This window comes from Rhizobium sp. PK7-22, assembly GCF_056530405.1.
Map to the genome: position 1 here is coordinate 113,746 of NZ_CP096514.1, position 22,821 is coordinate 136,566.

At 61.8% G+C, this 22,821-nt stretch carries 23 protein-coding genes; 15 read left to right on the forward strand and 8 right to left on the reverse strand.

Features of this window, described 5'->3' with window-relative positions; translation table 11 throughout:
• Nucleotides 1-91 precede the first annotated feature (91 nt).
• The 3 genes from denD to M1E10_RS05375 are packed head-to-tail and all read left to right on the forward strand — an operon-like array spanning nt 92 to nt 3,758.
• Nucleotides 92-1,078, forward strand: a complete 987-nt coding sequence (gene denD / locus M1E10_RS05365) for an SDR family oxidoreductase (RefSeq protein ID WP_499175358.1) — start codon at nt 92-94, stop codon at nt 1,076-1,078.
• A complete protein-coding gene (locus tag M1E10_RS05370; RefSeq protein ID WP_499175359.1) occupies nt 1,075-1,974 on the forward strand; it encodes an NAD(P)-dependent oxidoreductase in 900 nt (299 codons plus the stop codon). The genes denD and M1E10_RS05370 overlap by 4 nt, the downstream gene beginning before the upstream one ends.
• Nucleotides 1,971-3,758 (forward strand): IlvD/Edd family dehydratase, encoded by a 1,788-nt coding sequence (locus M1E10_RS05375; protein ID WP_499175360.1) that lies wholly within the window; start codon nt 1,971-1,973, stop codon nt 3,756-3,758. The genes M1E10_RS05370 and M1E10_RS05375 overlap by 4 nt, the downstream gene beginning before the upstream one ends.
• 50 nt (nt 3,759-3,808) lie before the next feature.
• On the opposite strand, the gene M1E10_RS05380 is transcribed toward M1E10_RS05375, so the two are convergent.
• Both M1E10_RS05380 and M1E10_RS05385 read right to left on the reverse strand, forming a co-directional pair.
• Complete coding sequence (locus M1E10_RS05380) at nt 3,809-4,576, reverse strand: SDR family oxidoreductase (protein ID WP_499175361.1); 768 nt, start codon at nt 4,574-4,576, stop codon at nt 3,809-3,811.
• Nucleotides 4,577-4,759: 183 nt separating this feature from the next.
• Nucleotides 4,760-5,800, reverse strand: coding sequence for a glutamine synthetase beta-grasp domain-containing protein (locus tag M1E10_RS05385; protein WP_499175362.1), 1,041 nt, complete (start codon nt 5,798-5,800; stop codon nt 4,760-4,762).
• Nucleotides 5,801-6,179: 379 nt separating this feature from the next.
• Here M1E10_RS05385 and M1E10_RS05390 point away from each other — a divergent pair, with 379 nt between their 5' ends.
• Entirely contained in the window at nt 6,180-6,365 is a 186-nt protein-coding gene (locus M1E10_RS05390) for a DUF2735 domain-containing protein (protein WP_499175363.1), read from the forward strand.
• 100 nt (nt 6,366-6,465) lie between these two features.
• Nucleotides 6,466-7,242, forward strand: a complete 777-nt coding sequence (locus tag M1E10_RS05395) for an SDR family NAD(P)-dependent oxidoreductase (RefSeq protein WP_499175364.1) — start codon at nt 6,466-6,468, stop codon at nt 7,240-7,242.
• A gap of 10 nt (nt 7,243-7,252) precedes the next feature.
• On the opposite strand, the gene M1E10_RS05400 is transcribed toward M1E10_RS05395, so the two are convergent.
• The 3 genes from M1E10_RS05400 to M1E10_RS05410 are packed head-to-tail and all read right to left on the reverse strand — an operon-like array spanning nt 7,253 to nt 10,603.
• Nucleotides 7,253-8,470, reverse strand: a complete 1,218-nt coding sequence (locus M1E10_RS05400; protein WP_499175365.1) for a class I SAM-dependent methyltransferase — start codon at nt 8,468-8,470, stop codon at nt 7,253-7,255.
• A 4-nt stretch (nt 8,471-8,474) separates the two neighbouring features.
• Entirely contained in the window at nt 8,475-9,257 is a 783-nt protein-coding gene (locus tag M1E10_RS05405) for a DUF1365 domain-containing protein (protein ID WP_499175366.1), read from the reverse strand.
• Nucleotides 9,254-10,603: an NAD(P)/FAD-dependent oxidoreductase gene (locus M1E10_RS05410; RefSeq protein ID WP_499175367.1), complete on the reverse strand. Its 1,350-nt coding sequence runs from the start codon at nt 10,601-10,603 to the stop codon at nt 9,254-9,256. Before M1E10_RS05410 ends, M1E10_RS05405 begins: the two co-directional genes overlap by 4 nt.
• Nucleotides 10,604-10,823: 220 nt before the next feature.
• On the opposite strand from M1E10_RS05410, the gene M1E10_RS05415 reads away from it, so the two are divergent.
• The 6 genes from M1E10_RS05415 (at nt 10,824) to M1E10_RS05440 (ending at nt 16,297) form a co-directional block, all read left to right on the forward strand.
• Entirely contained in the window at nt 10,824-11,408 is a 585-nt protein-coding gene (locus tag M1E10_RS05415) for a sigma-70 family RNA polymerase sigma factor (protein ID WP_499175368.1), read from the forward strand.
• Nucleotides 11,405-12,073: a cupin domain-containing protein gene (locus M1E10_RS05420; protein WP_499175369.1), complete on the forward strand. Its 669-nt coding sequence runs from the start codon at nt 11,405-11,407 to the stop codon at nt 12,071-12,073. Before M1E10_RS05415 ends, M1E10_RS05420 begins: the two co-directional genes overlap by 4 nt.
• 24 nt (nt 12,074-12,097) lie before the next feature.
• Nucleotides 12,098-12,499, forward strand: a complete 402-nt coding sequence (locus M1E10_RS05425; protein ID WP_499175370.1) for a DUF2177 family protein — start codon at nt 12,098-12,100, stop codon at nt 12,497-12,499.
• A gap of 76 nt (nt 12,500-12,575) precedes the next feature.
• Complete coding sequence (locus M1E10_RS05430; RefSeq protein ID WP_499175371.1) at nt 12,576-14,852, forward strand: ATP-binding protein; 2,277 nt, start codon at nt 12,576-12,578, stop codon at nt 14,850-14,852.
• Nucleotides 14,845-15,303: a response regulator gene (locus tag M1E10_RS05435; protein ID WP_499175372.1), complete on the forward strand. Its 459-nt coding sequence runs from the start codon at nt 14,845-14,847 to the stop codon at nt 15,301-15,303. The genes M1E10_RS05430 and M1E10_RS05435 overlap by 8 nt, the downstream gene beginning before the upstream one ends.
• Complete coding sequence (locus tag M1E10_RS05440; RefSeq protein WP_499175373.1) at nt 15,290-16,297, forward strand: sensor histidine kinase; 1,008 nt, start codon at nt 15,290-15,292, stop codon at nt 16,295-16,297. Before M1E10_RS05435 ends, M1E10_RS05440 begins: the two co-directional genes overlap by 14 nt.
• 9 nt (nt 16,298-16,306) lie before the next feature.
• Here the strand turns inward: M1E10_RS05440 and M1E10_RS05445 are convergent, their stop codons facing one another.
• Together M1E10_RS05445 and M1E10_RS05450 are read right to left on the reverse strand one after the other, a co-directional pair.
• Nucleotides 16,307-16,681 carry a response regulator gene (locus M1E10_RS05445; protein ID WP_499175374.1) on the reverse strand — a complete coding sequence of 125 codons (375 nt, stop codon included), beginning with the start codon at nt 16,679-16,681 and terminating at the stop codon, nt 16,307-16,309.
• A gap of 183 nt (nt 16,682-16,864) precedes the next feature.
• A complete protein-coding gene (locus tag M1E10_RS05450; RefSeq protein WP_499175375.1) occupies nt 16,865-17,272 on the reverse strand; it encodes a hypothetical protein in 408 nt (135 codons plus the stop codon).
• Nucleotides 17,273-17,440: 168 nt separating this feature from the next.
• Here M1E10_RS05450 and M1E10_RS05455 point away from each other — a divergent pair, with 168 nt between their 5' ends.
• The 4 genes from M1E10_RS05455 to M1E10_RS05470 all read left to right on the forward strand — a co-directional run bounded on the left by M1E10_RS05455 (nt 17,441) and on the right by M1E10_RS05470 (nt 21,571).
• On the forward strand, nt 17,441-19,252 hold the full coding sequence (locus M1E10_RS05455; protein ID WP_499175376.1) for an ABC transporter ATP-binding protein/permease: 1,812 nt from the start codon (nt 17,441-17,443) through the stop codon (nt 19,250-19,252).
• 65 nt (nt 19,253-19,317) lie between these two features.
• On the forward strand, nt 19,318-19,587 hold the full coding sequence (locus M1E10_RS05460) for an EF-hand domain-containing protein (protein WP_499175377.1): 270 nt from the start codon (nt 19,318-19,320) through the stop codon (nt 19,585-19,587).
• Nucleotides 19,588-19,737: 150 nt separating this feature from the next.
• Nucleotides 19,738-21,246, forward strand: coding sequence for a S10 family peptidase (locus M1E10_RS05465; RefSeq protein WP_499175378.1), 1,509 nt, complete (start codon nt 19,738-19,740; stop codon nt 21,244-21,246).
• Between the two features lie 79 nt (nt 21,247-21,325).
• The gene (locus M1E10_RS05470) at nt 21,326-21,571 is read left to right on the forward strand and encodes a hypothetical protein (RefSeq protein WP_499175379.1); all 246 of its coding nucleotides are present in this window, start codon (nt 21,326-21,328) and stop codon (nt 21,569-21,571) included.
• Between the two features lie 36 nt (nt 21,572-21,607).
• On the opposite strand, the gene pcaF is transcribed toward M1E10_RS05470, so the two are convergent.
• On the reverse strand, nt 21,608-22,813 hold the full coding sequence (pcaF, locus tag M1E10_RS05475) for a thiolase family protein (RefSeq protein ID WP_499175380.1): 1,206 nt from the start codon (nt 22,811-22,813) through the stop codon (nt 21,608-21,610).
• Between the last annotated feature and the right edge of the window lie 8 nt (nt 22,814-22,821).

Consider the following 22,821-nt stretch of genomic DNA (forward strand, 5'->3'; position numbering starts at 1 on the left):
CATATAAAGTTATCAGACAACCTTACAAGATGGATTTTTCCTGCCTCAGCGGCTCGATCGCCGCTGGCAGTTTCAGTGGAGGAGCTCTCTCATGCATATCCTGATCATCGGCGCGGCAGGCATGGTCGGCCGCAAACTCACCCAGCGCCTCGTTGCCGACATGGCCCTCGACGGCAAGCCACTTGAGAAGCTGACGCTGGTGGATGTCATCAAGCCAGACGCACCTGTCGGCTTCTCCGGCAAGGTCGATCTCCGCGAGAGTGACCTGTCCGCACCCGGCGAGGCTGAGGTGCTGGTGGCGGGCCGTCCCGACGTGATCTTCCACCTGGCCGCCATCGTGTCGGGCGAAGCAGAGCTCGACTTCGACAAGGGCTACCGCATCAACCTCGACGGAACCCGCTATCTCTTCGATGCGATCCGCCTTGCCCACAACGAGGACGGCTACAAGCCGCGCGTCGTCTTCACGTCCTCGATCGCCGTAGTTGGCGCGCCACTGCCCTTCCCGATCCCGGACGATTTCCACCTGACACCGCTGACGAGCTACGGCACCCAGAAGGCGATCTGCGAACTTCTTCTCTCCGATTACAGCCGCCGCGGATTCTTCGAAGGCATCGGCATTCGCCTGCCGACCATCTGCATCCGCCCCGGCAAGCCGAACAAGGCAGCCTCTGGCTTCTTCTCCAATATCCTGCGCGAGCCGCTGGTCGGCCAGGAAGCGGTGCTGCCTGTTTCCGATGACGTCCGCCACTGGCACACCTCGCCGCGTTCGGCCGTCGGCTTCCTGCTTCACGGTGCAACGATCGACGTCGACAAGGTCGGCCCTCGCCGCAACCTGTCGATGCCGGGCCTCAGCGCCACCGTCGGAGAACAGATCGAGGCCTTGCGCCGCGTCGCCGGGGACAAGGCCGTCGCCCTCATCCGCCGCGAGCCGGATGAAATGATCATGAAGATGGTCGCCGGCTGGGCACCCGGATTTGAGGCAAAGCGCGCAACGGAGCTTGGCTTCACGGCCGAAACATCGTTCGATGAGATCATTCGCGTCCACATCGACGACGAGCTCGGAGGCAAGCTTGCATGAGTAACCCGCAGAAGAAGCAGATCGCCTTCCTCGGCACCGGACTGATGGGCGCGCCCATGGTGCGCTGTCTGCTGAAGGCCGGCTACCCGGTGACGGTCTGGAACCGTGATCCGGCAAAGGCCGCACCGCTTGTCATCGACGGCGCAAGCCAGGCGCAATCGCCGGTCGAGGCCGTAGCCGGTGCAGATGTCGTCTTCACCATGCTGACCAATGGCGCAGCTGTCGCCGATGTCCTCTTCGACAAGGGCGTCGCCGATGCCATGGCGAAAGGCACCATCGTCGTGGACTGCAGCTCGATCGCGCCACCGATCGCCCGCGAGAATGCTGCGAAACTTGCCGACCGCGGCATCCGCAATCTGGATGCGCCCGTCTCCGGCGGCACGGCCGGCGCTTCTGCCGGCACGCTGGCGATCATGGCAGGCGGCGACGCGGCCGACGTTGACGAACTGAAGGACGTTTTCGCCGCCCTGGGTCGCGTCACCCACGTGGGGCCAAGCGGTGCCGGGCAGATCTGCAAGCTCGCCAACCAGCAGATCGTCGCCGTCACCATCGGCGCGGTCGCCGAAGCCATGATCCTCGTGGAGGCCGGTGGCGCATCGCGCGCCGCCTTCCGGGACGCCATCCGCGGCGGCTTTGCCGAAAGCCGCATCCTGGATCTGCACGGTGCCCGCATGGTCGAGCGCAATTTCGTGCCGGGCGGCGCCTCCGCCAACCAGCTGAAGGACCTTGACGCCGTGATGGCCATGGCGGAGGAACTGTCGCTGACGCTGCCGCTGACCCGAGAGGTCCGTCAGGAATTTCGCGATTTCGTGGACCAGGGCGGCGGCGAGAGGGACCACAGCGGCCTTCTGCTGCACCTGGAAAAGCTCAACCCGAGGACAGGCAAGACATCATGAGTGCTGAGAAGACACCGACACGCCGCCTGCGGTCGCAGGACTGGTTCGACAATCCCGACCACATCGACATGACGGCGCTCTATCTGGAGCGCTTCATGAACTACGGCGTGACTCCGGAGGAACTGCGCTCCGGCAAGCCGATCATCGGGATCGCCCAGAGCGGCAGCGACCTGACGCCCTGCAACCGGGTGCACGTCGAACTCGTCAAACGCGTCCGGGACGGCATTCGCGACGCCGGCGGCATTCCGATCGAATTCCCGACCCATCCGATGTTCGAGAACTGCAAGCGGCCGACAGCGGCGCTCGACCGTAACCTCGCCTACCTGAGCCTCGTCGAAGTGCTCTACGGCTACCCGCTCGATGGCGTCGTGTTGACGACGGGCTGCGACAAGACGACACCCTCTGCCCTGATGGCAGCCTCCACGGTCGACATCCCGGCGATCGTCCTGTCCGGCGGCCCCATGCTCGACGGCTGGCACGAAGGTGATCTCGCGGGGTCGGGTACGGTGATCTGGCGGATGCGGCGCAAGTTCGCAGCCGGCGAGATCGACCGCGAGGAATTCCTTCAGGCGGCACTCGATTCCGCCCCCTCCGTCGGCCACTGCAACACCATGGGCACCGCTTCGACCATGAACGCCCTGGCGGAAGCGCTCGGTATGTCGCTCACCGGATGCGGAGCCATCCCTGCCCCCTACCGCGAGCGCGGCCAGATGGCCTATCGCACCGGCAAGCGGGCCGTCGAGATCGTCTGGGAAGACCTCAAACCCTCCGACATTCTCGACCGTGCCGCCTTCCTGAACGCCATCCGCGTCAACTCGGCGATCGGCGGCTCCACCAATGCCCAGCCGCATCTCGCCGCCATGGCAAAGCATGCTGGCGTCGAGCTCTATCCGGAGGACTGGCAGGTTCACGGCTTTGACATCCCGCTGCTCGCCAATGTCCAGCCGGCCGGCAAATATCTCGGCGAACGTTATCACCGTGCCGGCGGCACGCCGGCCATCATGTGCGAGCTGCTGCAGGCCGGCAAGCTGGATGGCAGCTGCCGCACCGTCACGGGCAAATCCATGGCGGAAAATCTCGTGGGGCGCGAAGCGACGGACCGCGAGGTCATCTTCCCGTTCGACCAGCCCTTGCGAGACAAGGCCGGCTTCCTGGTGCTGAAGGGAAATCTCTTCGACTTCGCCATCATGAAGACCAGCGTGATCTCGGAGGCCTTCCGCGGCCGCTATCTTCAGGAGCCGGGCCGCGAAGGCATCTTCGACGGCAAGGCCGTCGTCTTCGACGGCTCGGAAGACTACCATCACCGCATCAACGATCCGGCTCTCGACATCGACGAGGACACCATCCTGGTGATCCGCGGCGCCGGGCCGCTCGGCTGGCCGGGTTCGGCCGAGGTCGTCAACATGCAGCCACCGGATCACCTGCTGAAGCGCGGCATCATGAGCCTGCCGACGATTGGCGACGGCCGCCAGTCGGGGACCGCCGACAGCCCGTCGATCCTCAATGCTTCGCCAGAAAGCGCCGCCGGTGGCGGGCTTGCTTGGCTGCGGACGGGCGACATCATCCGCATCGACCTCAACGAGGGCCGCTGCGACATGCTAGTGGAGCCCGAGGAGATCGAGCGACGCCGCGCCGACGGCATACCGCCGGTGCCCGCGGACGCCACGCCCTGGCAGCGGATCTACCGTCAATCGGTAACGCAGCTGTCGGACGGCGCCGTCCTGGAGGGCGCGGCAGACTTCCGCCAGATCGCCACCAAGTCGCCGCCACGCCACAACCACTGAACAAAAAAAGGGGGCCGATACGGTCCCCTTTTTTGTTGCAGATGGCCGACTTAGATCACCGCGCTCATGCCGCCGTCGACATAGATGATCTGGCCGTTGACGTAGTTGGACGCATCCGAGGCGAGGAAGACGGCGGCGCCGATCAGTTCGTCCGGCCGGCCCCACCGCCGCGATGGCGTCCGGCCCTTTACCCAGCTGTCGAACTCCGGATTGTCGATCAGCGCCTGGTTCATGTCGGTGAGCATGTAGCCGGGTCCGATGGCATTCGCCTGGATGCCGTGCTCGGCCCATTCCGCGGCCATCGCCTGCGTCAGCGTCTTGATGCCGCCCTTGGCCGCCGTATAGGGCGCAACCGTCGCGCGGCCGAGACCGCTCATCAGTGACCCGATGTTGACGACCTTCCCGTGCTTGCGCGGCAGCATGCGCTTGGCCGCCTCGCGCGAGACCAGGAAGGCACTGGTCAGATTGGTGTCGATGACGCGGCTCCAGTTGGCGAGGTCCAGTTCGACGATCGGCTTGCGGTACTGGATCCCGGCGTTGTTGACGAGAATGTCGATCGCCACGCCCTCCGCATCGAAGCGCTCGAAGGTGGCAACGACGGCCGCCTCGTCGGTCACGTCGAAGGCGGCACTGCTGACGGAGAACCCTTCAGCCCTGAGCGCTGCAGCAGTTTCTTCCAGCCGCTCCGCATTCACGCCGTTCAGCACGATCGCGGCGCCCGCTTCGGCAAGACCCCTGGCGATCGCGAGGCCAAGCCCACGCGAGGAGCCTGTGACGAGGGCGGTGCGGCCGGCGAGGCTGAAGAGCGGATTGGTCATGGATTGGGTCTCCCGTGGATGTCATCGCGATAGGTCCAGCCATACGTGCGGCGTGCTGGCGATGTCCAGACTTTTGGGGAGAAATTGGCGTCTTCGCGGCTTGTCGGCACGAAGGGCCGCTGCGGACCGGGACCCGGCCGGGCAGAAAGATGGCGCCAGAATTTTCCGGCGCCATCTCATTTATCAGGCGGCGCTGCGGGCGTAGTCGGCCGTCGGCACTTCGGCGATCGTCTTCAGGACGACGGACGCGATCTGGTAGGGGCAGCCTTGGCTGTTGGGGCGGCGATCCTCGAGATAGCCCTTGTAGCCATTGTTGACGAAGGAGTGCGGAACGCGGATCGACGCGCCGCGGTCGGCAATGCCGTAGGAGAACTTGTTCCACGGCGCCGTCTCGTGCTTGCCGGTCAGGCGCAGGTGGTTGTCCGGGCCGTAGACGTCGATGTGATCCTGCCAGTTCTTGCCGAAGGCAGCCATCAGGGCCTCGAAGTAGTCCTTGCCGCCGATTTCGCGCATGAACTTCGTGGAGAAGTTGCAGTGCATGCCCGAGCCGTTCCAGTCGGTGTCGCCGAGCGGCTTGCAATGGAATTCGACGTCGATGCCGTACTTCTCGCAGAGACGCAGCAGCAGGTAGCGGGCGATCCAGATCTGGTCGGCGGCGCGCTTGGAGCCCTTGCCGAACACCTGGAATTCCCATTGGCCCTTGGCCACTTCGGCGTTGATGCCTTCGTGGTTGATGCCGGCCTCGAGGCAGAGGTCGAGGTGCTCTTCGACGATTTCGCGGGCGATCGAGCCGACGTTCTTGTAGCCGACGCCGGTGTAGTAAGGACCCTGCGGAGCGGGATAGCCCTGCTCCGGGAAGCCGAGCGGACGGCCGTTTTCGTAGAAGAAGTATTCCTGCTCGAAGCCGAACCAGGCGTCTTCGTCGTCCAGAATGGTGGCGCGGCTGTTGGAGGCGTGCGGCGTGACGCCATCCGGCATCATGACTTCGCACATCACCAGCGCACCGTTGGTGCGAGCAGGATCGGGATAGATCGCAACCGGCTTCAGCACGCAGTCCGACGAGTGACCTTCGGCCTGCATCGTCGAGGAGCCGTCGAAGCCCCAGAGCGGCAGCTGCTCGAGCGTCGGAAACGTGTCGAACTCCTTGACCTGCGTCTTGCCGCGCAGGTTGGCGACCGGGGTGTAGCCGTCAAGCCAAATGTATTCGAGCTTGTATTTGGTCATCTTACTCTCTCTCAAACCATGCTGCGTTCGTGGCGCCACCCGCTTTCCGAGAACTCTCGAAGGGCTTGGCAGTCGCCGGATGAACGAGATGATGCATACGGCGTGCCAATTCGCGACCAAATGACTGACAGGTCAAAAATGCGGCATGTTAGGAGGCACTGAAGCACAACACATTTGACGATTTTCCCTGATTCTTCTCGTCTCGTTATCGTGGGCGAGTGCTTGGCCATGGAACTGTCAGCCATCGCGCCCGTTGGACGAAGTGGACAACAGAAACGGCGACTGATGCCGATCATTGCAGCTCATGATGAATATGAGTGCAATTGCGCAAAATATGTGCTAATGGACTGATGTCAGGACCGCCACGAGGAACAGCGCCATGACTGCAGGTTTCGAGCGTGTAACAGCGAAGATCTATCAGTTCCCGATCAATCGGGTGGCAAAGCGCACCCCCCTGAGCGAGCAAGGCAATGACGCGACGAGGTTTTCGGACCTCGCCTTCGACAGTTGCTGGTATCATGACGAGGCCGTACGCGATGACGTCAAGCCGACGCGCCACGACTGAGAGCATCTCCTTCAGAGCCGATCTCGCGAAAAACATGAGCTGACAGAACCATCTCCGTGATCGCTGCGTAAGTGAACGTATGACGACCGGAGACATAAGCATGGCTTCCCCAGACACCTCTCCCTCCAGCACAAGCAAGATCGCTTGGATCACGGGCGCAAGCTCTGGTATCGGCCGGGCTGTTGCTCTCAGACTGGCCGACGAGGGATGGCGGGTAGCCGCAAGTGCCCGCAGCACCGACAAGCTTGCTGAACTGGAGGCACTTCGGCCGGGCCTTATTCATTCCTTTCCACTCGACGTGACACAGCAGGATGCCGTGGCCGCGACAACGGCCGAGATCGAAAACAAGCTCGGGCCGCTCGACCTCGCCCTTTTCTCCGCCGGCAGCTACAAACGCGACAGCGCCACCCGCTTCAACGGCAAGGACCTTGCCGAGGTCATGAGCCTCAACGTCATCGGCACCGGATACTGCCTTGATGCTATCATCCCGAAAATGATCGCGCGCCGCGCCGGACATATCGCGGTCGTCGCCTCCGTGGCCGGATATGTCGGACTGCCGGGAGGCTCCTTCTATGGAGCGACGAAGGCAGCCCTGATCAATCTCTGCGAGGGCCTATACCCGGAGCTTGAGAAGGAAGGTGTGCGCTTGACCGTCGTCAACCCCGGTTTTGTCGAGACGCCACTGACCCAGAAGAACGATTTCCCGATGCCGTTCCTGATCGGCGTCGACGAAGCGGCAGAATCGATTGTGAACGGTCTTAAGAGCGGCCGCTTCGAGATTATCTTCCCCTGGAAGATGGCCGTCGCCATCAAGTTCCTGAACGCCCTGCCGCGACCGCTGCTGTTCATGATCACGCGCAAGATGCTGCGCCGCTGATCGTTTAGGTTCAGAGCTTCGAAAGCTTGAACTGCACCACGTCGATCCGGCCGGTGCGGAAACCCACCGCACAGTAGTGCAGGTAGTAATGCCACATCCGGAAGAACCGCTGATCGAACCCGAACTTGGCGATCGAAGGCCAGTTGACGCGGAAATCACGGTCCCATGCCAGAAGCGTCCGGGCGTAATCCTCTCCGAATCGAAACTCGTCTTGAACAGAGAGCCTGGCCGCCGTCGCCTGTTCATAGAAGGCGGTGACCGATGGCAGCATGCCGCCCGGAAAGATGTAGGTCTGGATGAAGTCGGCATTGCGCCGATAGCTCGCAAAGCGATCCTCGGCGATCGTGATCGTCTGGACCAGAGCTTCGCCGCCTAGCGCCAGCAGCGCACGCACCCGCTCGAAATAGGTAGGCCAGTTTTCTTCGCCCACGGCCTCGAACATTTCGATCGAGACGATCTTGTCGAACGAACCGCCGCAGTCGCGGTAATCCTGCAGCCGGATATCGGCTCGGTCGGCTAGCCCCTCCCGCTGCAGCCGCGCCCGTGCAAAAGCTGCCTGCTCGCGCGACAGCGTGAGGCCGGTGACCCGGCAGCCGGTCTCCTGGATGGCGATTTCGGCAAATCCGCCCCAGCCGCAGCCGATTTCCAGGACATGATCCTCAGGCCCGATATTGAGGGCCCTCAGGATCCGCCGGTATTTTTCCCGCTGCGCATCCGCAAGCGTCATGTCGGGCTGGGTATAGATTGCCGACGAATAGGTCATGGTCTCATCCAGCCACAACCGGTAGAATTCATTGCCGAGGTCGTAGTGGAAGGCGATGTTGCGGCGGCTGCCGGCGCGCGAATTGCGGCGCAGCCGGTGCTGGAGGAAGGCGACGGCAGCCCTGAGCGGGCCCGCCAGCGTGACCGGCCGCCAGACATGGTCATTGGCAACCACCAGCTCCAGAACCGCACCCAGGTCGGGCGTCTCCCAATCGCCGTCCAGGTAGGCCCGCGAGAACCCGAGCGCACCACCGCTGAGCAGCCGCCGCACCGGCTTTGCATTGTTCAACTGGATCGTCGCTGTCGGGCCGCGCTCGTCACCGAAGAAGCGCCGCTCCTGCCCGTCGGGAAAACGCACCGTCAGGTGCCCGACGGCAATTCGTTCTGCCCAGCGGCAAAGGGACTTCTGCCACATGGGCATTGATCTCGAGGCAAAGGAAACGCGGCTTTCGGGAACGTGACTCATCTGCTTACTCATTGACCGGAACAAGTGAACTTGCCCTGCGCTGCAGGCTCGGCTTGTGCCGGTGGACGGGCACACCCTTGAGCCAGAGCTTCAGCGCCTCCCAATGGATGCCAGCCATGATCTTGAGCGTCATCAGCGGCAGTGCGACCAGCGCCTTCAGCAGCGTCGAGTCTGTCAGGGGACGGCGTACACCGACGAAGCTGGCGTAGAGGAGCGGGCCTGCCTCGTCGCTCTCGTTGATCGCGATCATCACGGCCTCTGCCGGGCGGCCGATGCGAAAGTGATAGGTGCAGTCCATGGGAACGAAAGGGGAGACATACATCTCCTTCTGGCAGGAATGCCTCACCGTGCGCTGCCCACCATCGCGAACGGGGATGACATAGGTATGGCGCTCGTGGAAGGTGTTGCAGACCTCGTAAAGGACTGCGAGCAGACGCCCATGGCCCGTTTCACAGAAGTAGACGGTAATCGGATTGAAAACGTAGCCGAAGATGCGCGGATAGCAAAGGATGCGGATACGGATGTCGTCGCATCCGACCCCGGCACTCTCCAGGTGATCTTCCACCCATTTGCGAAGCGTTCCCGTCTCTCCGGTTCCGTGGTCGGCATCCCGGAAGCTGACGGCAGCTGCGCGGTTGTGACCAAACAGCCTAAGTCGGCGGTCCAGTCCTTCGAGCTCATCGAGATCCAGCAACAGTGAAAACACCCGGTATCGCATCTTGTGCGACGCCGGCCGGAGCCGCCGATGCACGACATCCCCCCGGTAGAACGCCGAAGCTTCCGTCATTCGGCGGCCTCGAGCATGGTCGGGGCGAAGATGCGGCCCGATTGATTGGCGACCTGCCACGGGCGGCGTGTCCCGGTCAGCGCTTCCGCCACGGCGAGGCCCGCCTGCAACCCGTCTTCGTGGAAGCCGCTTCCAAAATGGGCGCCGCAGAACCAGATATTCCGCCGACCCTGAAGATCCCAGATCTGCCTCTGGGCCTGCAGCGCAGCCTCGTCGAAAAGTGGATGAGAATAGTCGAACGTCCCGAGAATGGCATCCGGATGGATCTGACGACAAGGGTTGAGCGTCACGAACAGCGGATACTGCGGATCGATATTCTGGAGCCGGTTCATCCAGTAGGTCACGCAGAGAAGGCTGTCGGACCCCTTTCTGTCGCTGATGTAGTTCCAGCTCGACCAGACAGCCCGGCGCTTCGGCATCAGGCGCGGGTCACTGTGCAGGACAGCCGTATTGGACGTATAGCGGAATGCCCCCAGGGTCTGCCGCTCGAGATCGTCAGCATCGACCAGCATGGCAAGGGCGTCGTCCGCATGGGTGGCAACGACCACATCGTCGAACCGCTCGTTGCCGCCAACGGCATCGACGACGACCACCTGGTCACCGTCGCGCTTCAATTCCACGACTGCGCTGTTAAACCGGATGGTGCCTGCATAATCATTCTCGAGGCGTTTCACGTATTCTCGGCTCCCCCCCTGGACCGTCCGCCATTTCGGTCTTCCCGACACCGAGGTCAGTCCATGATTGAGGAAAAAGCGAAGGAAGGCCTTGAGCGGATAGGATCGCATCTCTCCGGAAGAGGTCGACCAGATTGCAGCTCCCATCGGAAGAAGATGATCGCTGACAAACGCCTGAGAATAGCCGCCACGATCGAGAAAGTCCCCGAGGGAGATGCCGTCCAATGCCGGATCGGCGAGCAGTTCCGGGGATTTTTTGTAGAAACTCAGGATGTCCGACATCATGCGCCAGAACCGCGGTCGGGCCACATTGCTACGCTGGCCGAGAAGGCCACTGATGCCGGTACCCGAATATTCGAAGGCACCGCCGTCGAGCGAAGCGGCAAACGACATGTCTGAAGCGGCTGTCGGCACATTCAGGTGCTGGAAGAGCGCCACAAGATTGGGATAGTTGAGCTCGTTGTAGACTATGAAGCCGGTATCGACGCTGACCGTGCCCTCCCCGGCGGGCACCGTCACCGTATTGGCGTGCCCCCCCAGTCGGCCTGCAGCTTCATAGAGAGTGACGTCATGGCTCTTTGCCATCAGCCATGCGGCGGAAAGCCCGCTGATACCAGCCCCGATAACCGCGATGCGCTTTCCTGCCGTGTCGGCCAAGCTGTTCTGCCCCATGTCCCGCAAATTCTCTGCTGTCGTGTTGCGATCTACGGCTACACTGCGTAGCCGGATTGCTGAGAGCATTTTTTTCTGCGGCAGACAATTTCCAATGATCCGGAGCAGAAAGGCTGCCGTAAAGGCGACCATGAGCTTGAGCATTCACATTGGGTCGGAGACATGCCAGAACGAGACGCTCGCCATCTTTCGGCGGCGATCCCTAAGGCGTGACATCGGCATGACGCAATCCAATTCCCCCAAGCTCAAGGGCGGCGATGTTGATCCCGCGGAGTTGGCGCGCCTGCTCGTGACTGTGGGAGAACACCGCAATGTCAAAGCGTTTGAAGCCTTGTTCCGGTTCTATGCGCCAAAGGTTCGCGCTTTCATGGCGATGAAGACGAAAGACAGGCAGGCGGCAGAAGAACTGATGCAGGAAACGATGACTTCGGTTTGGACCAAGGCGGCTCAGTTCGATCCGGATCGCGGTAATGCGTCGGCCTGGATCTTCACGATCGCAAGAAATATTCGCATAGACGCCTATCGCCGCAAACGCCCGGCTCTCGATCTTGACGACCAGGCATTGATGCCCGAGGAAGCACCTCAGGCCGACTGGGAACTGGAAAAGACGCAAGAAGCCAAGCTGCTTCAAAACGCGCTGGCGACACTGCCACCGGAGCAGCAGGATGTGCTGAAGATGGCCTTCTTTGAAGACAAGCCGCATTCCGCGATTGCCGAACAGATGGGACTGCCGCTCGGAACGGTGAAATCCCGTATACGGCTGGCGTTTTCCAAGCTGCGCGATGCCTTGGAGGGTCGGCGATGAGTGTTCATCACCACATCAGCGACGAGCTGTTGCTGGATTATGCAGCCGGCACCCTGTCGGAGGGTTGGAGCCTTGCAGTTGCCACGCATCTGGCTTTGTGCCCTGCCTGCCGTCGCCAGCTTGACGCGATGGAGGGCGCAGCCGGAGCTCTTCTCGACAAGATCTCAGTCGAGCCGGTTTCAGACGATGAGTCGTGGCAACGGATGCGGGCCCGTATTGAGGTCGGTAATGCACCCCCGCTTGAAAGCAAGCCTCAGCCACGGAGCGAACGCCGGCCAGCTGCCGTCATTCCTGAACCACTTCGCTCCTATTTGGGAAGCGACGTCGAGGGTCTTAAGTGGCGCGCATTGGGCCGCGGCGCCTATCACATTCGAATTGCGACCGAGGACCCCTCGACGCAAGTCCGTCTTTTGAGAATTCCCGCCGGCAAGCCCGTGCCGGAGCACACGCACAGCGGGCGCGAGCTGACGCTGGTTTTGTCGGGCAGCTTTCGTGACGGAGAAACCGTCTTTGCGCGTGGGGACATAGAAGAAGCGGATGACGATCTTCTGCACACGCCGACCGCGTCTGAAGGCGAAGACTGCATTTGCCTGGCAGTCACCGAAGCGCCACTGAGGTTCACGAGTTGGATTGTCCGCATGATCCAGCCGATTCTAAAGATCTGACCGATTGTCGATGAGGAAACAACAATGCTGACGCCCGTGGTAGCATATGTGTCCACCGCCATCGTGTTCCTCGGAATCGATGCCCTGTGGCTCGGAAAGGTAGCGACAACCTATTATCGCGGCTGGATCGGCAATATGATGCTGGATCAGCCGAATTTCGTAGCGGCGGCAGTCTTCTATCTCGTCTACGTGGCGGGCGTTGTGTATTTCGCAGTGATGCCGGCCCTCAATGGCGGTGGCTGGAGCCAAGCCGCGATCGCCGGCGCGATCCTCGGGTTTATCGCGTACGGCACTTATGACATGACCAATCTCGCGACTCTGAAGAATTGGCCGATCATCATGACGGTTGTTGACATGTCCTGGGGGACAATCTTGACGTCCTTTGCAGCTGTCATGGGCTTTTTCATCACCCAGAAGTTCGCCTGAGCGCTAAGCTACCCAGTCGGAGCAGCCGAAGGCGTGTTTACATCGTGTGTCCGATGGTTATCCTGCGGCCCGCTCGTTGGCGACTGATACCCGGCGCCTTTGTCGCAACACACGTTCGACCCATCGGAAGGTGGGCGGAGGAACAGTAATCGTAGATATCGCCACACCGGATCTTGAAGCCTGTGAACGCGAGCCGATCCACATCCCGGGCGCGATCCAGCCACATGGCGCGCTCTTCGTGATGCGTGCCACGGACTTGGTCGTCGTTCAGGCAAGCACCAACACAAGCGATCATCTCGGCGATGACGTCATGGTCGGCGCACGCCCGCGGGGTGCCCTTGCCAGCTTGGTTGATTCCATTTCCCGGTGGCATCCGACTCCGGAACCGACCCTTCAGATCTCGATAGCTGAGCATTGTCTCACCGCCGTCGCTCATCGCTCAGACCGCTCCATCATTGTCGAAGTCGAACGGGAGGAGCCACAAAGCGCATCGGAGACATTCACAAGTCTTCGCAGCTTCGTGCAGACGTTGACGAATCAGGTGGATATCGAATCTTCCCTGCAGGCGACTGCCCGGTTCCTCCAGAAGCTGACCGGATTTGATCGCGCACTCGTCTATCGGTTCGATGAGGATTGGAATGGGCAGGTGGTTGCGGAAGCCGGCAATGGCGCTTTGCCCTCCTACCTCGATCTGCGCTTCCCAGCCTCCGACATCCCGGCACAGGCACGGGCGCTTTATGCGACCAACCGGGTCCGCATCATTCCCAATGCCACTTATGACGCTGTTCCGATCGTGCCAGCCGCCGACCCTCAGACACAGGCGCCGCTGGACTTGAGCTTTGCCCAGCTTCGCAGCGTGTCGCCCGTCCACCTTGAGTACATGCGCAACATGGGGACAGCCGCGTCGATGTCCGTGTCGATCATGATCGAAGGGCGGCTCTGGGGGCTGGTTTCGTGCCATAGCGCCGCGCCGCACTACGTGAGTATTGTCACGCGCGATATCTGCGACCTCATCGTCCAGTCGCTTGCCATGCGCATCGCGGCACAGCAGCGTGAAGTGGCCTCCGCCAGCCGCGTTCAACTCGGGCGGATTACATCACGCCTTCTCACCTCGATGTCGTCCGGCACAAGCTGGCCGGAGGAGCTGATACGCGCAGGAGACGACCTGCTGGCTCAGGTTCGTGCCGATGGCGCGGCCATCATTACGGAAACCGACTATCTGACCGTCGGCAAGTGTCCGGGCGAGGATCACGTCCGAACCATCGTCAAATGGCTCGAGAAAGAACGAGGCGATGCTGACCTCTACGCCAGCCATTCCCTCGCGACGGAAATGCCACAGGCATCAGCATTCTCCGCATGTGCAAGCGGTGTCTTGGCGGTGCGCATTTCCGAGCTTTACCCAAGCTGGCTCATCTGGTTCCGACAGGAACTGGTCAGTACGGTGAAATGGGGCGGCAATCCGCATAAACTCGTAATGGAAGAAGGGCGAATTCACCCGCGCAACTCGTTTGAGGCCTGGCGTGAACAGGTTCATGAGCAGGCGATACCATGGACCGAATCTGAGCTCTCTGCAGCGCGCGATCTGCGTCTTGCCATCGTCGGCATTGTCCTGCGCAAGGCGGAGGAACTGGCCGAGCTGACAAATGAGCTCCGCCGATCGAATAAGGAACTGGAGGCCTTCTCCTATTCGGTATCGCACGACCTGCGTGCGCCCTTCCGCCATATTGTTGGATTTGCACAACTGCTGCGGGAGCGAGAAACTGCGCTCGACGCTAAATCTCAGCATTACCTGCGAAATATTTCGGAATCCGCGTTGGCCGCGGGCCGCCTCGTGGACGATCTCTTGAACTTCTCGCAGCTTGGACGAGCATCGTTAGCGGCGAAGAAGGTCGATATGAACAAGCTCGTCGAGGAGGTCATCAAGAGCGTCATGCTGAGCCGGCCGGATCGACAGGTGGAATGGAAGCTAAACCGCCTTCCTGTCGCCTGGGGCGACGCCACACTGCTGCGCCAAGTCTGGTACAATCTGATCGACAATGCCGTGAAATACACGCGTGATCGGGAGCCGGCGATCATTTCTCTTGAAGGTTCGACAGCGGACGACTTGACCGTCTATTCGATCTCGGACAATGGCGTCGGCTTCGATATGGCCTACGTAGCGAAACTTTTTGGGGTGTTCCAGCGTTTGCAGCGCGCCGAAGACTTTGACGGAACAGGAATTGGTCTTGCGCTCGTTCGCCGTATCGTTGAACGCCACAACGGAACCGTAAAGGCAACCGGCGAAAAAGGTAGGGGCGCAACCTTTACCTTCGCCCTGCCAACAGCTGAGAAGAAAGGCCGCGCGCTTGCCTGAACTGCGACCGATATTGCTCGTGGAGGATAGTCCCCGCGATCTGGAACTGACGCTGGCCGCTTTGGAGAAATGTCAGCTTGCCAATGACATCGTCATTGCACGCGACGGCGCAGAGGCAGTGGACTATCTCTTCTCGACCGGCCAGTACGCCGAACGGGACGCGGGCGACCCGACCGTAGTCCTGCTGGACCTGAAGCTTCCAAAGGTCGACGGCCTGGAGGTCCTTGAGCGCGTAAAGCAGGACCCCAAGCTGCGTCATATCCCGATCGTCATGTTGACTTCCTCCCGCGAGGAACAGGATCTCGTGCGTAGCTACGAGCTCGGGGTCAACGCCTTTGTCGTCAAGCCTGTCGAATTCAACGAATTCTTCAAGGCGATTCAAGATCTTGGCGTCTTCTGGGCGCTCTTGAACGAACCCCCACCTGGATATCGGCACAATGCCGCAAGCTAGGGCCCCGCGCCCACCGCGCATCCTCATGCTTGAGGACAGTAGTCTTGACGCGGAGTTGATCCGTGAGCAGCTGGAGACGATCAGCCCCCAGCCCGTGCTTCATCATGCGACGAATCGGCGAGAATACGCAGAGGCACTCGCGGCAGCTGACTTCGATGTCATTCTGTCGGATTTCTCGCTGCCGGACTTCGACGGGATGAGCGCGCTGGAGATGGCCCGGGAGGCCGTCCCACACGTGCCCTTCATCTTCGTCTCCGGTGTCCTGGGAGAAGAAGTAGCGATTGACTCGTTTCGGTGCGGGGCGACGGACTACGTGCTGAAGCAACGGCTGATCCGACTGCCGGCGGCAGTCGAGCGCGCTCTGGCGGAGGCTCGTGAAAGGGTGGAGCGCCAAAGGGCTGAAAGCCAGAAGGAGCTCCTGGTCCGGGAACTAAGTCACCGGGTCAAGAACACGATGGCGGTGGTCATGTCGCTGGTGCGCAGGACCGTCAAGACCAGCGACACTGTCGATGACTATGTCGACAACCTGCTGGGAAGATTGCGGGCAATGGCCGATGCTCACGCTCTTCTGTTTGAAACGAACTGGAGTGAGGCGGAGCTCCTTCAAGTGGTCAAGCGAACGATCGCACCTCAGGATCGTAACGGCACGCGCATTATACTGGAGCCGGGGGCACTCACGCTGCTATCGCCCAAGGCAGCGCTTGCGCTGAGCATGGTCCTCAACGAGCTTGCCACCAACGCCGTGAAGCATGGAGCGCTTTCAAACGATCATGGTGTGGTGAAGATCTCTTGGGACCGGAGTGCCGCAAATAGGGTGGCTATACGCTGGCAGGAAGTTGATGGCCCCGCTGTGCGCGTGCCCGAAAGCCATGGCTTCGGCGCGACGCTCATAGATCGCAGTATCCGCTATGAGCTGGAAGGCGACGTGACGCTCCGCTACAATCCTACGGGACTGCTCTGCGACATCAGCTTTCCACTCGCAGCCGCCGATTAACGCCCCAGGCTACGCGTTGCGAGCACCCTGCTCCGGCTTTACGGGAAAATGCTCGTCCATCAGGTTAGCGAGCTTCTGAGGGTTCCAGGGCTTGGGAAGAAGAGGCAAGCCGGCAAGCTTCGACTTCAGCTCCGGTAGTTCGGCGTAACCGCTGCATACGATGAGCGGAACGCCTTTGGCCTTCAGCGCCTCAATCACTGGAAAGGACAGTTCACCGTTCAGGTTCAGATCCAGAATGGCGCCATCCAGGTGCACGCGCTCCACAGCCTCAAGGGCCTGGGGTATCCGGCCGTATGGCCCAACCACGCCCACGCCCTGCTCAGTCAGGTGATCTTCAACGTCCATAGCTAGAAGCACGTCGTCTTCCAGGACCAGAACTTTCATGATGCTGCGGCCTCTTTGCTTTCAACCAATCGACACTCACCCGTCGCGTTCCCTGACAAGCAGACAACGGTGATCTATCTGTTTCTCCTGCCAAGGATTTCAAGATGAAAGACGGAATGCAGGCGAAAGCGCAACAAGATGTAATAGGGATGCAACTGTGCCCATTGCTCACTCGAGGCGACGTTACTGGTCGCCGCGCTCCTGCCTTTTAAGCCACGCATCAAGCGCCTTCACCATCGACAGGCGCAGGCTTGCGCCCTTTGCCAGCGCCCGAACCAGTGCTTTTCCCTCACCTGGATACCCGATCTCGGACGCAACCCCGTCGGGCCGAACGCTCCGCTTCGTCATGATCCGCTCGATCCGCGTTACCGTCGACGGAAACAGATAGCGGCCGTCGGCGATCAGCTGCTGCCTGTCGGGATTGATGGCGGACCATACCTCGACGTCCTGGGCCGCAACCGTCTGCAGAAACAGCAGCCGCTCTCCGGTGCTCGCTTTGATCCACGCCTTCTCCAGCTTTGCCAGCCGCGACAGCTCAGCCTCTTTTGACGGCCGCTCACGATCCTTCAAACGTTTCTGCTTCTTCGGCATGCTGTCGATCCTGATCGCCTCCGCATTGGTCGGGACAAGTTGGCACGGTTGGAGCAGGTCGGCGCACAGTCGGGGCGATGCGACTTTGATCTGCTTCATCGTTTCTTGAGCAGTGGTGGGATATCAAGATGATGCGCAGTTGGCCAGTCCGTCGGGGTTTATCGGGAGATGCATCAGGACACCATATGGGCCTCCAACGAGGAGGTTCGCGAGTTTTCCCTCCCCTTCTCCCGGCAGATGGCCATGATGCTGGGCGCCTTCTGGCAATCCGGCGTGCGAAACCGCGTCCTGACCTATACGGTGGCGCTGCTCGCTGTCATTCTTGCCACGGTCTACGCGCAATACCGCCTGAACCAATGGAACGTCCCCTTCTTCAATGCCCTGGAACGCCGTGACCTGGACGTCTTCGTCCAGCAGCTGCAGGTTTTCGCGGTTCTCGCAGGCTCGCTTCTTGTGCTCAACGTCGTCCAGGCTTGGCTCAACCAGATCACGGCCCTGTTCATGCGCGAGGGACTGACCCGCGACCTGATCAACCTCTGGCTCAAACCCAGACGCGCGCTCAAGCTGGCCCATCTCGGCGCCATCGGTGTCAATCCGGACCAACGCCTGCACGAGGACGCGCGCAACCTCTCGGAGTTGACGACATCGCTGGCGATCGGCCTGGTCAACTCTACCATCCTGCTGGCCAGCTTTGTCGGCGTGTTGTGGGTGATTTCCGACACCTTCCGCTTCCGCCTTGGCGGCGAAGAAGTGGCCATACCCGGATACATGGTCTGGGCGGCCTTGCTCTATGCCGGCCTGGCGTCCCTGCTCAGTAACGTTGTCGGACGCCGGCTTCCCGCTCTGAATGCCGACCGCTATGCCAAGGAGGCGGAGCTGCGTTTCGCCCTGATGCGCACCAACGAGAACCTGGTGGCCATCACTCTGGCGAGGGGAGAGGAGAACGAACGCAAGCGCATCCATGGCGCAATCAGCACGGTCCTCCATGTTATCCGCCGCCTGGCCGTTGGGTATACGCACCTCACCTGGGTCTCCGCAGGCTTCGGCTGGCTATCGACCGTTGCCCCTATTCTCATCGCGGCGCCGGTCTATTTTGCCGGCAACCTGACTTTCGGGGGACTGATGATGGCCGTCGGCGCCTTCAACCAGGTCAATGCGGCCCTGCGCTGGTACGTCGACAATTTCCGCCAGATCGCCGACTGGAAGGCGACGTTGATGCGGGTCTCGACCTTCCGAAACGCCCTCACCGCCCCGGAGAAGGAGCCGCAGCGGGAAGGCATCCGCTATTCGACGACCGGCGATGGAACGATCGCGCTCAGGGGGCTGAAGCTCTATGCGGCGCAGGGCGGCTCATCGCGCAATCACGGACTGCGGCTGGACACCGATGAGATCTTCCGGCGCGGTGAGCGGCTGATGATCAACGGCGAGGCAGGAGCTGACCGCCACTTCCTGTTCCAGGCGCTGGCGGGAGCCTGGGAATGGGGAAGCGGAGAGATCGCAACGCCGACCGATGGGAGAATGCTGTTCATGCCGCAGAAGGGCTATTTCCCTCATGCCAGCCTGAGAGAGGCGCTGGCCTACCCCTTCGATCCGGGAGCTTTTCAGGAAGACCGGCTTCTGGCCGTGCTTGAAGAGGTAAGGCTTTCGCCCCTTGCTGCTGCGCTCGATCTTCTGGAGCGTTGGGATCGAAAGCTCGCCGAGGACGACCAGATCCGGCTGCGGATCGCCAACGCACTGCTGATCGAGCCCGACTGGCTTGTGCTCGACGACATCCTGGAAGGGCTGGAAGAGGAGACCCAGCACGAGCTGGCGCAAGTTCTGTCGCGCATGGCTGATACCACCCTCATCTATATCGGCCGGTGCTCGGCGTTCGAAGCCGTCGCCCAACCGCGGCTCATCCACCTCCAGCCACTGTCGTTCGGAACCTCAGAGATGCCCCCTGCTGCGCCGTCGCCAAGCCCTTTGCGAGGAACGAGCTGACGGATCTTTTCTTGGACGGCGTTTCGGGAGATAGTTGTCCCGGAGTTGTCGAAGAGGGGGAGTGCATGAAATTCAGGTGGACACTTATTTTGGCGGCGGCGCTGCTGGCAGGGCCGGTGCAGGGACAGCAGGATGCCTTTGCCCGAGCCGATAAAACCGGGGACGGTGCCCTGACACCGGTCGAGTTCAGGGTCTTCATCGATCAACTTGCGGAGGCCGGCCGAGCGCAGGCCCAGAAGGTGAAGGCTGCGGGCCGTTATGGGCTCGCCTTTGACCGGATCGACCGGAACGGCGAGGGTCTGGTGACGGCGGACGAAGTCGCTGCCATGCGCTGACTGCCGGAGAAGCGGCAGGACGCTACGCGTTTCTCATCAAGTCTTCGCGAGAAGACCAGGATGGACAAACATCCGTCCGACGAGTGGTGCAGTTGTCCACCGGGGCGCCCTACATCCTGGTGCTCGCTGCACCAAACAAGGGAGACCGTCTTGTTCTTTCACCGCATCCTGTCCTGCTTCGTTCTGATCACTCCATTGCTCGCCTTGCCCGCCCTGGGTCAGGAGCAACCGCCTCGGGATGACGTGCAGCAGCAGCAGTCTCAAGACGGCATCTTCGGTCTCCTGCCAGCGGACTCGCTCACCGAGCATGTCCTGCAAACAGGAGAAGGCGAACTTGCCTATACGGCCACGGCGGGGACCCTGAGCCTCTATGGCCAGGACGGCAAGGAAACCGCCAAGATCTTTTACACCGCCTACAAGGCAAAAGACCGCGCCCCGGACCGACCGGTGACCTTCGCCTTCAATGGCGGACCGGGCGCTGCCTCCGCCTATCTCCATCTCGGGCTTGTCGGTCCGAAGATCCTGCCTTTCCAGGGAGAAAACAGCGATGGCACCCGACCGGAGCTGAAGGACAACCCGGAGAGCTGGCTGGCCTTCACCGATCTCGTTCTGATCGATCCGATCGGAACCGGCTGGAGCCGGGCAGCCAACAACGAGGCTGCCGAGCGCTATTACAACGTGCGCCAGGATGCCGAGAGCATCGCCAAGGCCATCGCCCTTTACGTTCAGAAGAATGACGCGCTGGCGGCGCCGAAATACCTGCTGGGCGAAAGCTATGGCGGCTTTCGCGCCGCCAAGGTCGCCGTCGCCATGAAGAACAGCCAGAACATGGTTCCCGCCGGCATCATCATGGTCTCGCCGCTGATCGAGGGACGCTTCCTGTTCGGTCTCGACCAGGATCCGCTCGCCTCCGCGCTGCAGTTCCCCGCCCTTGCCGCAGCCGAGATGGAACGTCGAGGCAACTTCGACCGGGAAGCCCTGCGCGAAGCGGAACGCTTTGCAATGAACGAATATCTGACGACGCTCGCGGGCCCCGCGCCCACAGGACCGGAGGCAGAGGCATTCTATTCGCACGTCGCCGGCCTTACAGGACTGCCGCTGGCTGTCGTGGAGCGCACGCGCGGCTTTGTGAGCGATGCCTATGCGAAGGAGGCCGGTGGGGTCGGTCGCATCGTCAGTCCCTATGACGCGGGCCTGAGCCTTCCTGACGCCTACCCCGAGGCAAGCATCGGCAGAAACGATGATCCCGTGCTCGACGGCTATACCCGCGCCTATGGCTCGGCTTTTGCCGACTACGCGCGCGACACCCTGGGATTTGACACGCCCATGACCTACACACTCCTCAACGAGGACGTGAACCGCCGCTGGGAATGGAACGGCGGCCGGGGCGGAGACAGCCGGGCAACGGCAGGCGTTTCCACCGACATCCGCGACCTGCTCTCCGTCATTCCCTCCTTCAAGCTCATGATCGCCCATGGCTATAGCGACATCCTGACGCCTTACGGCGTGAGCCGATATGTCATCGACCACCTGCCGCCGGATCTGGCACGGGATCGGCTCGGTCTGAAGGTCTATCGCGGCGGCCACATGTTCTACACGCGCGACGAGGACCGCAGGGCGATGTTTGAAGATGCACGTACGTTCTACTCAGATGATTAGCCGGCTGATCCCTGCCACGCCGATCTCGCGAAGGGAACCGATGGTGCGGCAGATCCATTAGCGGAGAAAGGAGAGCGCCATGTCACGACCATCGCGAATGGGTTACACCGGGGATCCGGAATACCAGCCGACCGCCGGCGAACGCATCAAGGACACCGCCGTCGCCCTGCGGGACGATGCTGCCATGGCGGCCGCTGCCGCCCGCGATTACCCCGCCGCCACCACCTCTCTGGTGCTGGCCGCGGCAACCGTCGGTCTGCTGGTGGGCTATTTTCTCGGCGTGGGTCAATCCAGGAGCGGCTCCGAAGACCACCGCCCCTGGTAGGACTGTCCGCTGCAGGATCTGCCTCAGGAGAGGACGTCACACGCGTTCCAGCACCACGGCGATGCCTTGGCCGACGCCGATGCACATGGTGGAGAGGGCGTAGCGGCCACCCGTTTCCCGCAGTTCCAGAGCGGCGGTACCGGCAATCCGGGCGCCCGACATGCCCAGCGGATGGCCGAGCGCAATGGCGCCGCCATTGCGGTTCACCCGACCGTCGTCGTCGGCAATGCCCAGATCCCGCAAGGTGGCAAGGCCCTGGCTGGCAAAGGCTTCGTTCAGCTCGATCACGTCCATCTGCTCCTGGCTGAGGCCCAGGCGCGCGAGAAGCTTCTTCGATGCCGGTGCGGGACCAAACCCCATAATGCGCGGCTCGACACCGGCCGTCGCGCCGCCGAGAATGCGGGCAATCGGGGTGAGACCATATTTCTTCGCCGCTGCCTCCGAGGCAATGATGAGCGCAGCCGCACCATCGTTGACGCCGGAGGCATTGCCGGCCGTCACCGTGCCGCCCTCGATCTTGTTGATCGGCTTCAGCTTGGCCAGCGCCTCAATGGACGTGACGCGGGGATGCTCGTCGGCGCCCACGATGACAGGATCGTCCTTGCGCTGCGGCACGCTGACCGGCGTGATTTCCTTGGCCAGCCGACCATTCGCCTGCGCGACTGCCGCCTTCTCCTGGCTGCGCACTGCAAAGGCGTCCTGATCCTCGCGCGAGACCTTGAAGTCGATCGCCACATGGTCGCCCGTCTCCGGCATGGAATCGACGCCGTACTGCTTTTTCATCAGCGGGTTGACGAAGCGCCAGCCGATGGTGGTGTCGTAGATTTCGGCGTTGCGCGAAAAGGCGGTGTCCGCCTTCGGCATGACAAAGGGCGCGCGCGACATGCTTTCCACCCCGCCGGCGATCATCAGTTCCGCCTCGCCGGCCTTGATGGCGCGCGCCGCGGTGATGACGGCATCCATGCCGGAGCCGCAGAGGCGGTTGATCGTCGTGCCGGTGACCGAAACGGGCAGGCCAGCGAGCAGCAGAGACATGCGCGCGACGTTGCGATTGTCCTCGCCCGCTTGATTGGCGCAGCCATAGATGACGTCGGCGACGGCTTCCCAGTCGACAGAGGCGTTGCGCTCCATCAGCACCTTCAGCGGCACTGCGCCAAGATCATCGGCTCGCACCGAGGAGAGCGTGCCGCCGAAGCGGCCGATGGGGGTGCGGATGTAGTCGCAGATATAGGCTTCCGTCATGACTTGGG

Excerpts from the sequence above, each read along its gene's own strand:
- M1E10_RS05425 (WP_499175370.1), top strand. The coding sequence starts at position 12,098 with ATGCTGACGCCCGTGGTAGCATATGTGTCCACCGCCATCGTGTTCCTC.
- M1E10_RS05385 (WP_499175362.1), bottom strand. The coding sequence starts at position 5,800 with ATGACCAAATACAAGCTCGAATACATTTGGCTTGACGGCTACACCCCG.
- M1E10_RS05405 (WP_499175366.1), bottom strand. The coding sequence starts at position 9,257 with ATGACGGAAGCTTCGGCGTTCTACCGGGGGGATGTCGTGCATCGGCGG.
- M1E10_RS05400 (WP_499175365.1), bottom strand. The coding sequence starts at position 8,470 with ATGAGTCACGTTCCCGAAAGCCGCGTTTCCTTTGCCTCGAGATCAATG.
- M1E10_RS05420 (WP_499175369.1), top strand. The coding sequence starts at position 11,405 with ATGAGTGTTCATCACCACATCAGCGACGAGCTGTTGCTGGATTATGCA.
- M1E10_RS05370 (WP_499175359.1), top strand. The coding sequence starts at position 1,075 with ATGAGTAACCCGCAGAAGAAGCAGATCGCCTTCCTCGGCACCGGACTG.
- denD (WP_499175358.1), top strand. The coding sequence starts at position 92 with ATGCATATCCTGATCATCGGCGCGGCAGGCATGGTCGGCCGCAAACTC.
- M1E10_RS05410 (WP_499175367.1), bottom strand. The coding sequence starts at position 10,603 with ATGGGGCAGAACAGCTTGGCCGACACGGCAGGAAAGCGCATCGCGGTT.
- M1E10_RS05450 (WP_499175375.1), bottom strand. The coding sequence starts at position 17,272 with ATGCCGAAGAAGCAGAAACGTTTGAAGGATCGTGAGCGGCCGTCAAAA.
- M1E10_RS05455 (WP_499175376.1), top strand. The coding sequence starts at position 17,441 with ATGCATCAGGACACCATATGGGCCTCCAACGAGGAGGTTCGCGAGTTT.
- M1E10_RS05470 (WP_499175379.1), top strand. The coding sequence starts at position 21,326 with ATGTCACGACCATCGCGAATGGGTTACACCGGGGATCCGGAATACCAG.
- M1E10_RS05380 (WP_499175361.1), bottom strand. The coding sequence starts at position 4,576 with ATGACCAATCCGCTCTTCAGCCTCGCCGGCCGCACCGCCCTCGTCACA.
- M1E10_RS05440 (WP_499175373.1), top strand. The coding sequence starts at position 15,290 with ATGCCGCAAGCTAGGGCCCCGCGCCCACCGCGCATCCTCATGCTTGAG.
- M1E10_RS05375 (WP_499175360.1), top strand. The coding sequence starts at position 1,971 with ATGAGTGCTGAGAAGACACCGACACGCCGCCTGCGGTCGCAGGACTGG.
- M1E10_RS05395 (WP_499175364.1), top strand. The coding sequence starts at position 6,466 with ATGGCTTCCCCAGACACCTCTCCCTCCAGCACAAGCAAGATCGCTTGG.
- M1E10_RS05445 (WP_499175374.1), bottom strand. The coding sequence starts at position 16,681 with ATGAAAGTTCTGGTCCTGGAAGACGACGTGCTTCTAGCTATGGACGTT.
- M1E10_RS05415 (WP_499175368.1), top strand. The coding sequence starts at position 10,824 with ATGACGCAATCCAATTCCCCCAAGCTCAAGGGCGGCGATGTTGATCCC.
- pcaF (WP_499175380.1), bottom strand. The coding sequence starts at position 22,813 with ATGACGGAAGCCTATATCTGCGACTACATCCGCACCCCCATCGGCCGC.
- M1E10_RS05390 (WP_499175363.1), top strand. The coding sequence starts at position 6,180 with ATGACTGCAGGTTTCGAGCGTGTAACAGCGAAGATCTATCAGTTCCCG.
- M1E10_RS05460 (WP_499175377.1), top strand. The coding sequence starts at position 19,318 with ATGAAATTCAGGTGGACACTTATTTTGGCGGCGGCGCTGCTGGCAGGG.